This window comes from Mesorhizobium sp. ESP6-5, from assembly GCF_020164695.1.
GTDB lineage: Bacteria > Pseudomonadota > Alphaproteobacteria > Rhizobiales > Rhizobiaceae > Mesorhizobium > Mesorhizobium australicum.
Window position 1 is genome coordinate 286,320 of sequence record NZ_JAIUGR010000007.1, and the last position, 12,273, is coordinate 298,592.

Here is a 12,273-nt window from a genome sequence, read left to right on the forward strand (position 1 = left end):
GGCCTCAGTGCTACCTGCAGAGTGCCGACAGTAACATGACGATATGGGCGATACTACGCTGAATCGCTTAGGAGTATCCGCAAGCCACCCCCATGACAGTCGTATCGCTTAAATTGGAGCTGTATCGGAAAGCGGAGGACATCACCGACCTTGCAAAGATTCTTGGTCTGAAGCCAGCCCACATCTCCTATGCGCTTTACCATCTGCCACTGGGCGACAGATACGAAGAATTCACGGTCCCTAAAAAGACAGGTGGTGTCCGGACGATCAAAGCACCCCATAGAACGCTGAAAGCGATCCAGAAGCGGCTCGCGAAGGACTTGCTAGAAATCGAACAGGCTCTGGAACAGTCGCGCGTGAAGAAGACAAATTGCATTCTCGCGCACGGCTTTAAGAAGAAGCTCTCCATCATGACAAATGGGGAGAACCATCGTAAACGACGCTATGTGTTCAATGTGGACCTGAAGGACTTTTTCCCTACCATCAATTTTGGTCGGGTGCGCGGTTTCTTTATGAAGCATAACGACTTCGAGCTGAAGCCCGCTGTCGCAACTGTGCTTGCGCAAATCGCCTGCCATGACAACGAGTTACCCCAAGGAAGTCCATGCTCGCCGGTCATTTCTAACCTCATAGCTAGCGTTATGGATATCCGGCTTAACGAATTGGCGCATCGGCATAATTGCACTTACACCCGGTACGCAGACGACATCACATTCTCGTCCAGCGAAAAGATTTTTGCGCCAGCAATTGGACGGCGGAACGTGAGCAGCATCAACTTGTGGGAAGCTGGAATCAGCCTCTCTAGGGTAATAAAAAAGGCTGGGTTCAAGGTTAATGCAGCCAAGACCCGTATGCAATTGGATTACTCTCGGCAGGAAGTAACCGGTGTCGTCGTCAATCAAAAGGTGAACGTTCCGGCGAACTACTACGCAGAAGCCGCTGCCATGTGCCATCACCTTTTTATGGATGGGGAGTGCTTCGTTAAAATCGCAGGTGTCAAGCAGCCGCTGCCGCGCCGGAAACTGCGCGGGCGGCTCGCCTATATTTACCAGGTTCGCGGTAGAGGCCCGCTCATCAAAGCGGCGCCTGAGGATCAAGAGGAAAGGCCGAAAGGTGGCAAGCTCTGGGCGAGTTCTAAACTCTTCGAGAGGTTCGTGGACTACGTCGACCTCTATGGCATCGAACGGCCGGTCGTCCTCTGCGAGGGAGTCACGGACAACATCTACATCAAATCTGCCATCCAAGCCCTTGCACCCATCTACCCCACGCTCACGAACCCAGCCGGCGAACTGAAAATCAAGTTGTTTAAGTATACGAAAACATCGGCGGCACTGCAGCAATTGAGCGGCGGGGCCGGTGAGCTGGGAAAGCTGGCTAACACATACCCAAGCCGCATCAGGAAGTTCAAAAGTGGCGGGCAACACCCACTAATTATAATCGGTGACTCCGATGACGGGTCGAAAAAGCTCTTCGCTGCTGTCGAATCCAAGACCGGGAAAAAGGTGGACGGTTCTCAGACCTGGTACCATATGGGGGCAAATCTCTACGTTGTGCCCATCCCTAAGATTGGAAATAAAGATACCGATATCGAGCGGCTTTTCGACGTTGCGCTTTTAAAGACGAACTACGACGGCAAGACGTTCGATAAGACCAATGCGGAGAAAGACGGCACCAAATTTTACGGGAAAAAGGTGTTCGCGACGAAGGTAGTCGCCGCGAATAAGGCAACTGTGAATTTTGATGGTTTCAAGCCGTTGCTCGCGACCATCGCGGAAGTCATCGATCACCATAAAACCACGGTCGTCTCGCCTACGGTCGCCGCTGTGTCGAGCTCAGCGGTGGCGGCTGGCGGACCTTAGTCGACTGAGAATAAGTAGCGCCTTGGTTATCGATATTTGGACCGACAATGAAAAGCAGCCCTAAGGCTGCTGCATGTGCTTTATGCGCGGGTGTTGGACTTCGAGCCGGTAAGTGATCCACGACCACTGACATATTGGTTGCATCGCATGCGGCGCAAAGCTGACACTTACACCTTGCGCCACTCCCCTCACCCCCCAGCCAACCGCGGCAGCAAAAAAATCTCCGCCCCCGGCGGCAGCTTCTTGCTCCACGTATCGCGATAGATCGTTCCGTCGATCGCCACGGCAATCCCCCGGTCGATCCATGGCTCCAGGCCGGGATACTGTTCAGCTAGCTTCCTGAACAGCTCCCTGATGTCCTTGGCCTCGACCTCGACCTTGCTCTGGCCTCCGGCGGTCGCAGCCAGCGCCCCCCAAAGCGTGACCTCCACCATCTCGCGCCGGGGTCCTACCCTTCCCGTTCCGCCTCGATCGCCGCCAGGATGCGCGGCGGCGACATCGGGATGTGGGTCATGCGCACGCCGGCCGCGTTCGACACCGCGTTGGCGATCGCCGCCAGCGGCGGCACGATCGAGGTTTCGCCGACGCCGCGCACGCCATAGGGGTGGTTGGGGTTGGGGATTTCCAGGATCTGCGTGTCGATCATCGGCAGGTCGGAACAGACAGGGATGCGGTAGTCGAGGAAGCCGGCGTTCTGCAGCCGGCCGTCCTTGCCGTAAATATACTCCTCGTTGAGCGCCCAGCCGATGCCTTGCGCCGCACCGCCCTGGTACTGGCCCTCGACATAGGTCGGGTGCACCGCCTTGCCGGCATCCTGCACCACCGTGTAGCGGATCACCTTGGTCGAACCCGTCTCGGGGTCGACCTCGACATCGCATATATGGGTGGCGAAGGAGACGCCGGCGCCGTCGGCGACGAGTTCGCTATGGCCGGCGATCGGCCCACCGGTGGTGCCCGATTTGGCCGCGATCTCCTTCAGCGACAGCTTGCCGAGATTGCCGTGCTTCTCGCCCTTGGCGACCGCATGGCCCTGTTCCCAGATCACGTCGTCGACCGAGATGTCCCACATCTGCGCGGCGCGCTCGCGCAGGATTTTTATCGCGTTGCGGGCGGCCGAGATGGTCGCCATCGAGGACGAGAAGGTGCCGCGGCTGCCGTCGGTCATGTCGTTGTAACCGAGGGAAGAGGTGTCGGCGACCACCGCCTTGAGCTGGGAATAGTCGATGCCGAGCTCCTCCGCCGCGACCAGCGACAGCGAGGCGCGGGAACCGCCGACGTCGACCGTGCCGACGGCCAGCGACACCGAGCCGTCCATGCCGATGTTCAAGTCCACGCAGGTCTGGCCGCCGAAATTGAACCAGAAGCCGCAGGCCATGCCCCTGCCCTGGTTCTCCTTCAGCGGCGCCTTCATGTGCGCATGGCTCTTCACCGCTTCCAGCGTCGGGCCGATGCCGATCGGGCCATAGACCGGGCCGTAGGAGGAGCGCGTGCCTTCCTGGGCGGCGTTCCTGATGCGGAATTCGACCGGATCCATGCCGAGTTCCTTGGCGAGCTCGTCGACGGCGCTTTCCACCGCGAAGGCAGCCATCGGCGCCGACGGCGCGCGATAGGCGGCGGTCTTCGGCCGGTTGACCAGCACTTCGTAGCCCACCGTCTTGACGTTATCGAGACGATAGCAGGCGAAGGCCGTCATGGCGCCGATCTCGGCCCAGGAGCCGGCATAGGGGCCGGCGCTGTAGCGCAGCGTCGCTTCCGCCGCCGTGATGGTGCCGTCCTTGCGGGCGCCGATCTTGACGTCGATCGAGGTGGCGCTGGTCGGACCCGAGGCGCGGAACACCTCGTCGCGGGTCATCACCAGCTTCACCGGGCGGCCGGCCTTGCGCGACAGAGCGAGCGCCACCGGCTCGGCCCAGACATGGGTCTTGCCGCCGAAACCGCCGCCGATCTCGGACGAGGTGACGCGCAGCTTCGAGGCTTCCATGCCAAGCAGCTGGGCGCAGTGCTGGCGATAGACGAAATGGCCCTGCGTGCAGACCCACAGGTCCGCCGTGCCGTCGGAACTGACATTGGCCACGCAGGCATGCGGCTCGATATAGCCCTGGTGGGTCTGCTCGGTCTTGAACGAGCGCTCGACGATGAAGTCGGCCTGCCCAAAACCCTGATGGACGTCGCCATGGCCGAACTGCGAGCGCTTGGTGACGTTGGAAGCCTTGACCGGTTTTTCCTCCAGCCCTTCGGTGAAGATCGTGTCGTTGATCAGCGGCGCGTGGTGCGCCATCGCCTCGTCGACATCGGTGACATGCGGCAGCACCTCGTAGTCGACCTCGATCAGCTTCAGCGCCTGCCTGGCCGTGCGCGCATCGATCGCGGCGACGGCGGCCACCGCATGGCCGTCATAGAGCGCCTTGGTGCGCGCCATGCAATTGTCGAGGATGTCGTACATGGCGGCATCGCCGTCGGTGAGGTCGGGCAGGTCGGCGGCGGTGATCACCGCCTTGACGCCCGCAAGCGCTTCCGCCTTCGAAGTGTCGATCTTGCGGATCCTGGCATGCGCGTGCGGGCTGCGCAGCACGCGGCCGACCAGCTGGCCGGCCATGTTGAAATCGGCGCCGTAGCGGGCGCGGCCGGTCACCTTGTCGACACCGTCGGGGCGGATCGGGCGCGTGCCGACGGATGCGAATTTACGCCCCGAAAAACGCGGATCGAAATTCATCTCAGGCTCCCTTCATAACGATGGCCGCGTCCTGGACGGCGCGCACGATCTTGTCGTAGCCGGTGCAGCGGCAGAGATTGCCGGCCAGGCCAAAGCGGATTTCCTCCTCGGTCGGGTCGGGGTTCTTGGCCAGGAGATCCTTGGCCGCGATCAGGAAACCTGGCGTGCAGATGCCGCATTGCAGTGCGGCGTGCTCCAGGAATTTCTGCTGCAGCGGATGCAGCCTGTCGCCATGCGCCATGCCCTCGACGGTCTCGATGCGGCGGCCTTCGGCTTCCGCGCCAAGCACCAGGCAAGAACAGACCAGCCGGTCGTCGACGATGACGCTGCAGGCGCCGCAATCGCCCGTGCCGCAGCCTTCCTTCGCGCCGGTCAGCCCCAGCCGGTCACGCAGCACGTCGAGCAGCGTCTCGTCGGGCTGGCAGAGATATTCGACATTGTCGCCGTTGATCGTGGTTGAAACCGCTACGCCAGCCATCATTTGCCTCCTGCACGTGCATAGGCGGTCTGTGCGGCCCGCCTGGCCAGCACGCCCGCAACCTTGCGCCTGAATTCGATTGTGCCTCTTTTGTCGTCGATCGGCCGGCACGCCCCGGCGCAGACCTTGGCCAGCCGCTCCAGCGCCGCTTCGTCGAGCTTGCGGCCGATCAAGGCCTCGGCCGCTTCTTCCACCAAAAGCACGGTCGGCGCGGCGGCGCCGATCGCCACACGGGCAGCCGTCACGACGCCAGCACCGTCGAGCGTCAGGTTCACGCCGGCGCTGACCACGGCGATGTCCATCTCCGTGCGCGGAATGAACCTGAGATAGGCATCGGCCGAACGCGGCGCGGGCTTGCCGAGCAGGATCGCCTCGATGATCTCGCCCTTGGCGAGCGAGGTCCGGCCCGGCGCGGTCGGCACCGTCTCGACCGCAATGGTGCGCTTGCCCGACGGGCCGACGACCACGGCCCTGGCGCCCGCAGCCACCAGCGCCGGAACGCTGTCGGCCGCCGGCGAGGCGTTGCACAGATTGCCGACAATGGTGCAGCGTCCCTGCACCTGCTTCGAGCCGATCAGCTTGGCCGCCTCGACCACGCCAGGCCAAGCCTTCTTCAGCGCGGCGTTCTCGCCCAGCACGGCGCAAGGCACGGCGGCGCCGATGCTGAAACCGTCGGCGGTTTCCCTGATGTCGCGCAAGCCGGCGATCGACTTGATGTCGATGATCAGTTCGGGTTCGACAAAGCCGCCCTTCATCCTCACCAGGAGGTCACTGCCACCGGCAAGGATGGCGGCCGGGCCGGCCGATCCGGCCAATTGGCCGACGGCGTCTTCGATTGAAAGCGGACGTATGTAGCGCATCGTCTCCCCTTGGTATCGCGATTTTCAGCGACCGTTATAAACAATCGTCTCATAATGACCATCCGTTTCCCGAGCCGAGGCGATTGGGCCAGGTGCGGCAAAATGCGGTCCACTCGACCTGGAACATGGCCGCGAAGCGTCAGCCAGTGGGGCCAATTGGGGCTTGACCGCCCCGCCTCGTGCGTCAATCCTTCCCGGCCAAGGGAGGAATTTCCATGCGACGTCTGTTGGCTGTGCTTTGCGCCGTGATGCTGGCCGCGCCGGCTGGCGCCGCGACGCTCTATTACGGCGCCCGGGTTGGAATGGAGCTTACCATCGTCAAAAAGTCGGGCATCGGCTCCACGCACGCCAGCATCCTGGCCAGGCACGACAGGCGCAAGGCCCGCCTCTACTGCCGCGAATACGGCCATGATTTCACCGAGGAGTGCATTGATGCGGAAATGAAGGCGCCCCTGCATTTCGAAATCACCGCCAACTGCAAGACCGGCGAATTCACCACTTTCTATGGCGCCGCCATGCTGTTCCAGGGCCGCAACAAGGGCACGGATGTGACGACGGATTACCGGATCACCGCCGTCGACGAAAAGGTGGTGCTGGATGGCTCCGGCGCCTCGGGCTACGATTATACGCTGGACCAGTTCAAGGCGCTCTGCCCCAACCGCGTGAAGTAGACCGATCGCGAGGCCTGGCCCGCCAAAGCCCGGAACTTGGACCGTGGTAGGCAAGGCCGTTTATCGCTAGCACAGGACCGCAGTGGAGGCGAAAAACATGACCCTGACCAATCGCGACATTGTCGAACTGACCGAGTGGCGGCGCAAGCTGCACCGGCAGCCGGAAATCTCGAACGAAGAGGAGAAGACGGCGAAAGAGGTCGTCTCCTTCCTCGCCGACACCGGGCCGGACAAGGTGCTGACCGGCCTCGGCGGCCACGGCGTCGCGGCCATCTACGACAGCGGCAAAAACGGACCAACCGTCCTGTTTCGGTCCGAACTCGATGCGCTGCCGATCGAGGAACTATCCGGCGTGCCGCATTCGTCGCAAGTGCCTGGCAAGTCGCATATGTGCGGCCATGACGGGCACACCGCCATCCTGGCCGCCCTTGGCCGCCAGTTCGGCCGCGAACGTCCCGCCAGCGGCCGCGTCGTGCTGATGTTCCAGCCGGCCGAGGAAACCGGCAATGGCGCGGCCGGCGTCGTCGCCGATCCGCGCTTTGGCGAGATCGCGCCGGATTTCGCCTTCTCGCTGCACAATCTGCCTGGCGTGCCGTTCGGCGAGGTCAGGCTCAAGCCCGGCGTGGTCAATTGCGCCTCGCGCGGCATGCGCATCGTGCTGGAAGGCAAGACCGCGCATTCCTCCATGCCCGAGACCGGAACCTCGCCCATGCCGGCGATCTCGGAGCTGATGCCGGCTCTGCCAGCGCTCGGCCGCGCGACTTTCGCTGACGATGATTTCTCCATGGTCACCGTCACCCATGCGCGGATGGGCGAAGCCGTGTTCGGCATCGCGCCCGCCCACGCCGAGGTCTGGGCAACGCTGCGCACGCGCCGCGACGAGCGCATGGCCGACCTCTGCGCCGCCGCCGAAACCCTGGTCAAGGAGATTGCCGGCCGCCACGGCCTCTCCGCCAGCTGGGACTATCACGAGATCTTCGTCGCCAGCGTCAACGCGCCGGATGCGGTCGAGCACCTGCGGCGCGCCCTCGATGAAGAGAGCGTCGCGCATGGCGAGGAAGCCTTGCCGATGCGCGCCTCGGAGGATTTCGGCCTGTTCGGCCACAGCGCCAGGTCGGCGATGTTCTTCCTCGGTGCGGGCGAGCGGCACCCTGCCCTGCACAATCCCGACTACGACTTTCCCGACGATTTGATCCCGATCGGCTCGAAGATCTTCATGAGGACCGCGCGCAACCTTCTCGGCTGATCTCAGCGGCACGCCGGCCAGCTCCGCCGCAAAGCTCTGTCAACTGGCCACCTGGATGCCTCGAACTGGATATTCCCAACGGGCCGGATTGTGTGGCATCTGTGAGGGCAACGCGAGGAGTTCGAAAATGTACACGCCGCCCGCCTTCCGCGACGACGACAAGGATAGCCTGATCGCGACGATCCGCGCCGCGCGGCTGGCCAATCTCGTCACCGCCACGGCGGACGGGCCGCTCGCCACCCCGCTGCCGCTTTTTCTCGACGAGACCGAGGGCGAGCACGGCGTCATCCATGGCCATCTGGCCAGGGCCAACCCGCAGTGGCGCGTTCCCGCGATCGGCGACGGGCTGGCCATCTTCATGGGCCCGGACGCCTATGTGACGCCGGCCTGGTACGCCACCAAGCAGGAAACCGGCAAGGTCGTGCCGACCTGGAACTACGCGGCGGTCCACGCCTACGGACCGGTCGAGTTCTTCGAGGATGCGGACAGGCTGCTGGAGGTCGTCACCCGGCTGACCAACCTGCACGAAGGCGCGCGCGCCGCGCCCTGGGCCGTGTCGGACGCGCCGCCAGACTTCATCCAGTCGCAGCTTCGCGGCATTGTCGGCCTGCGCATGCCGGTCGTCAGGCTCGAAGGCAAGCGCAAGATGAGCCAGAACCGCAACACCGCCGACCGCGCCGGCGTGGCCTCCGGGCTGGCGGCGAGCGAGCGTCCGTCCGACCGCGAGGTCTCCGCCCTCATCCCGTGAAGGTACGGCGCCTCACCTTGCCAGCACCAGGTCGGCGTCCTCGAGAACGTACCGGACATAACGGTAGTCGCGAATGAAGCTGATCCGGCCGTCGCGCCATTCCAGCCACATGAAATGACTGGGTTTCGCGTCGGCCCGGTCTTCGAACGCCGCGATCACCTCGCGGCCCTCGACCCATGCCGGCCTGAGCCACAAGCCGTCGCTCCTGGCGTAGATGGTGAAGAACATGCCGACGTCGGCGGCCCCCGCGCGCGGCTTGTGCGTGGACTGATGGAGCCTCACATCGTCGGCCAGCAGCGCGCGCAAGCCGTCCCAGTCGCGTCGGTTGAACAGATTGACGTAGCGCAGGATGGCCGCCGATGCGATGCGCGCATCGGGGAGCGGATTGGCCCCGGCGTTGATCCGCCGAAGCCGGGCGCGGCCGCGCGCCAGATGCGCCTTCACCGCATCGACCGTGATGCCGAGCAGGGCGGCGATGTCGGCCAGCGGCTCGTCGAGCACATCCCTGAGGACGACCACGCTGCGTTGCGTCACCGGAAGCTCGGCGAAGCGCGACACGGCGGTTTGCACGGCTTGCCTGCGCATCAGCACCTCCACCGGGTCGGCTTCGTCGGCTATGTCGAGCGCCGCCTCGATCGGCTCCACGGCGCGGATTGCGCGGCTACGCAACAGGTCAAGCGCGCGGTTGTGGGCGATCCGGAACAGCCACGGCCTGAGCCGAGGCACCTCACACAACTCCTCCAGGGCAACGACGACGCGCGCGAACGTGTCCTGCACGACATCCTCGCCGTCGATGACCGAGCCCATCAGGCGCGAACAATAGCGGTGCAGCTCCGGCCGCAAGGCAGTGGCAAGGGCAAGCAGCCCTTCCTGGCGGTCGCGCTCCCCCGCTGGCTTTCCGTCGTTCAAGGACCCGCGCCCTCCATGATCGTCACCCCGGCGTCGCCGCTGAGGCCGAAGACGACGCCCTCGCCATATTGCGGGTCTTCCAGCAGCGAGACCACCCTGTCGCCGAAAGCCCGGGGCGGCATCGGCGCGCCGAAGCGGGTGACGAATTGTTCCGGCGTGATGCCCATCGAGCCGGCATAGGCGCTCGCGGCCGCATCGCCGATCCCGGTGTCGAGGATCATCTGCCGTGGCACGATCGCCTGGAAGCGTATGCCGAGGCCTTTCTCCTGCGCCACGCCATTGGCGTATTTGGCCATGAACCAGAGCATCCGCTTGGCGCCGCCATAGCCGCCCGACATCTGCGACCCGGTGACGGCCGCACCGCTCGACCCGACCAGCACCCGGCTGCCCGGCCCGAGCGGCAGGTTCAGCGCCGCCTGCAGCCAGTAGAGCCCGGCCTTGACATCGGTTTCCCAGGCAATGGAGAAGTCCTCCCACTTCAACTGGTCCAGCCGCCCCATCCGGGGCGTGGCGCCGGCGTTGAGCACCAGTATGTCAGGGCGGACCTCGCCAAGAATGCGATAGGCGGCGTCCTCGTCCGTGACATCGGCGGCGATGGTGGCGACCCCAAGCCGCGCACCGACCGCCTGCAGCGCCTCGGCGCCCCGCGCGACCACGGTCACGCCGGCGCCTTGCTCGACAAGCGCTTCGACCAATCCGAGACCAAGCCCACGGCTGCCGCCGGTGACCACGATTTTCTTATCCCTGAGGCTCATTTGACCCTGCTCCAGTGTTTCACTGTAGCTAAGACGTTTGAGGATCCGGAAAAGAGTCAGCGGTGGGGGAGATTGTCGTCAGCCAGAAGCCGGGTCGACAGTCCGCGCCGCTGCTCGCTATGGATCTTGACGAAAATTGGTGCGCCGGTTTGGACATTGGGGCGCAACATGTGCTCCATGGCAGGTGACGAAGCGGTGGGGAAGAAGTGAAGCGCGTTTTTCGATTGTTTGCGGTGGCGGCCGTGGCGTCCGCACTGAGCGGCTGCACCACCGTTTCCTACTACGCGCAATCGCTGGAGGGCCATGTCCGGATCATGGCCGCGCGCCAGGACGTTGGAAAACTGATCGAGGCCCCTTCGACGCCGGAGGCATTGCGCGCCAAGCTGACGTCGGCGAGCGCCATAAGGCGGTTCGCGACGGATGAGCTGGCACTGCCCGACAACAGCAGCTATCGCAGCTATGTCGACATCCACCGGGACGCCGTGACCTGGGCCGTTTTTGCCGCCCCGCAATTCTCGCTCACGCCCAAGACATGGTGCTTTCCGGTTTTCGGCTGCGTTCCCTACCGGGGTTACTTCGATCGGAAATCCGCGACCGAAAGCGCCATGGCACTTCATCGACAGGGGCTGGACGTCTATGTCACCGGCATCACCGCCTATTCCACGCTGGGCTGGTCCAGCGACCCGCTGCTCTCGACCATGCTGCGTCAGGACGACACCTATCTGGCGAGCCTTGTCTTTCATGAACTGGCGCATCAGCGCCTCTATGTGAACGGCGATTCCGCATTCAATGAGGCTTTCGCGGTCGCCGTCGAAACCACCGGCACGAGAAAATGGCTCCGCGCCGCCGGCGATCGCGCCGGATTGCGCCGCTACGAGGCCGATCGCAAGCGCAGCGCCGATTTTCTCGCACTGGTGTCGAAAACCCGCGACGAGTTGCGGCAGGTCTATGAAAGCTCCCGGACCCCCGACGGGATGGCGGCGGCCAAGGCAGCCACGCTCGACAGGTTGCGGACGCGCTACCGGCAAATGCGCGACGGAAGCTGGGCCGGATACCGGGGATACGACGCCTGGTTCAATGCGCCGATCAACAACGCAAAGCTCGCAGCGACGTCTGTCTATGGCGAACAGGTTCCTGCGTTTATTCGCTTGTTCGAGCTGTGCTCCAGCGACTATCCGAGATTCTACGCTTCCGTTCGACGGATCGCTGACCTGCGCGAACCGGCCCGGGCCGAAGCGCTCAAGTCCGCGACCACGTGCGATTGACTTGCAGAGCACGGTGGCCTTTGGCGTGCTCGGATGGCTCTAAGCCTGGTTCGCCAGGACTAACGGTCCTATGTGCGCGTCGAGCACAAAACGCTCGCAGTGCTCGCCGTCGGACTCATCGATGAAACTGTCGACATGTTTGAAGCCGAGCTTCGCCAGGATCCGCAGCGACGCGACATTGCGCGCCGCCGCCTCGGCCGTCACCTGTGCGAGCGCCAGGGTCTCGAAGGCGTAGCGAACCACTTCGCGGGCCGCCTCGGAGCCCAGCCCCTGCCCCCAATGGGTACGCCCCAGCACAAATCCCAATGCGGCCGACCTGGCGTCGTCCGCGCCAAAGGACAGGGTTATCGTCCCGATCGCGTCCGCCACGCCTGGCTGGTCTATCGACCATTTGATCGCCCGGCCGTCGGCGAACCGCTGACGCGCAAGGGCGAGCCATCGCTCGCCCGCGCCGATGTCGTCGGCAACGGGATCGCCGGCAAGGGAGGCGGATCCGACATCGCTCGCGCGCGCGAACCACGCCGGGATATCCCGCTCGCCCGGCGCCCGAAGCACGAGCCTTGGTGTGGTGAGCCTGGGAACTGCTTTCATGGAGGGCATTTTCGACCCGGGGCAGCGCCAATGCAACGGAGCTGAGAGCCGCGGCGGCTGACCGCCAGGACAGATTCGACCGCAAGCTACGCCCAACCGCCTTCAGCCCCAGCGCCCTGCGCTATCACTCCGGGACCACCCGGCTGCCGCCGGTCATGGCGTGAGATTTGGTGATGGC

12 protein-coding genes are annotated in these 12,273 nt (G+C 64.0%); 5 read left to right on the forward strand and 7 right to left on the reverse strand.

Annotated features, from left to right (window positions below; translation table 11 throughout):
- Positions 1–92: 92 nt before the first annotated feature.
- Positions 93–1,859, forward strand: a complete 1,767-nt coding sequence (locus tag LB524_RS14325) for a retron Ec67 family RNA-directed DNA polymerase/endonuclease (protein WP_224527379.1) — start codon at positions 93–95, stop codon at positions 1,857–1,859.
- A 188-nt stretch (positions 1,860–2,047) separates the two neighbouring features.
- Here LB524_RS14325 and LB524_RS14330 read toward each other — a convergent pair whose 3' ends face one another.
- The 4 genes from LB524_RS14330 to LB524_RS14345 are packed head-to-tail and all read right to left on the reverse strand — an operon-like array spanning position 2,048 to position 5,910.
- A complete protein-coding gene (locus LB524_RS14330) occupies positions 2,048–2,293 on the reverse strand; it encodes a MoaD/ThiS family protein (protein ID WP_224527382.1) in 246 nt (81 codons plus the stop codon).
- 14 nt (positions 2,294–2,307) lie between these two features.
- Entirely contained in the window at positions 2,308–4,572 is a 2,265-nt protein-coding gene (locus LB524_RS14335) for a xanthine dehydrogenase family protein molybdopterin-binding subunit (protein WP_224527385.1), read from the reverse strand.
- Between the two features lies 1 nt (position 4,573).
- Positions 4,574–5,050 (reverse strand): (2Fe-2S)-binding protein, encoded by a 477-nt coding sequence (locus LB524_RS14340; protein WP_015316741.1) that lies wholly within the window; start codon positions 5,048–5,050, stop codon positions 4,574–4,576.
- Positions 5,050–5,910, reverse strand: coding sequence for an FAD binding domain-containing protein (locus LB524_RS14345; protein ID WP_224527386.1), 861 nt, complete (start codon positions 5,908–5,910; stop codon positions 5,050–5,052). Before LB524_RS14345 ends, LB524_RS14340 begins: the two co-directional genes overlap by 1 nt.
- A gap of 215 nt (positions 5,911–6,125) precedes the next feature.
- Between LB524_RS14345 and LB524_RS14350 the strand changes: the two genes are divergently transcribed.
- The 3 genes from LB524_RS14350 (at position 6,126) to LB524_RS14360 (ending at position 8,575) form a co-directional block, all read left to right on the forward strand.
- Positions 6,126–6,581 carry a hypothetical protein gene (locus LB524_RS14350; RefSeq protein ID WP_140824308.1) on the forward strand — a complete coding sequence of 152 codons (456 nt, stop codon included), beginning with the start codon at positions 6,126–6,128 and terminating at the stop codon, positions 6,579–6,581.
- Between the two features lie 97 nt (positions 6,582–6,678).
- Complete coding sequence (locus LB524_RS14355) at positions 6,679–7,827, forward strand: amidohydrolase (RefSeq protein ID WP_224527389.1); 1,149 nt, start codon at positions 6,679–6,681, stop codon at positions 7,825–7,827.
- A gap of 127 nt (positions 7,828–7,954) precedes the next feature.
- Positions 7,955–8,575, forward strand: a complete 621-nt coding sequence (locus tag LB524_RS14360; protein ID WP_224527391.1) for an FMN-binding negative transcriptional regulator — start codon at positions 7,955–7,957, stop codon at positions 8,573–8,575.
- A 12-nt stretch (positions 8,576–8,587) separates the two neighbouring features.
- Here LB524_RS14360 and LB524_RS14365 read toward each other — a convergent pair whose 3' ends face one another.
- On the reverse strand, positions 8,588–9,484 hold the full coding sequence (locus tag LB524_RS14365) for a sigma-70 family RNA polymerase sigma factor (RefSeq protein ID WP_224527393.1): 897 nt from the start codon (positions 9,482–9,484) through the stop codon (positions 8,588–8,590).
- Entirely contained in the window at positions 9,481–10,239 is a 759-nt protein-coding gene (locus LB524_RS14370) for an SDR family NAD(P)-dependent oxidoreductase (protein ID WP_140876555.1), read from the reverse strand. Before LB524_RS14370 ends, LB524_RS14365 begins: the two co-directional genes overlap by 4 nt.
- Positions 10,240–10,481: 242 nt before the next feature.
- Between LB524_RS14370 and LB524_RS14375 the strand changes: the two genes are divergently transcribed.
- On the forward strand, positions 10,482–11,504 hold the full coding sequence (locus LB524_RS14375) for an aminopeptidase (RefSeq protein ID WP_224527546.1): 1,023 nt from the start codon (positions 10,482–10,484) through the stop codon (positions 11,502–11,504).
- A gap of 39 nt (positions 11,505–11,543) precedes the next feature.
- On the opposite strand, the gene LB524_RS14380 is transcribed toward LB524_RS14375, so the two are convergent.
- Complete coding sequence (locus LB524_RS14380) at positions 11,544–12,095, reverse strand: GNAT family N-acetyltransferase (RefSeq protein ID WP_224527398.1); 552 nt, start codon at positions 12,093–12,095, stop codon at positions 11,544–11,546.
- Positions 12,096–12,273 lie beyond the last annotated feature (178 nt).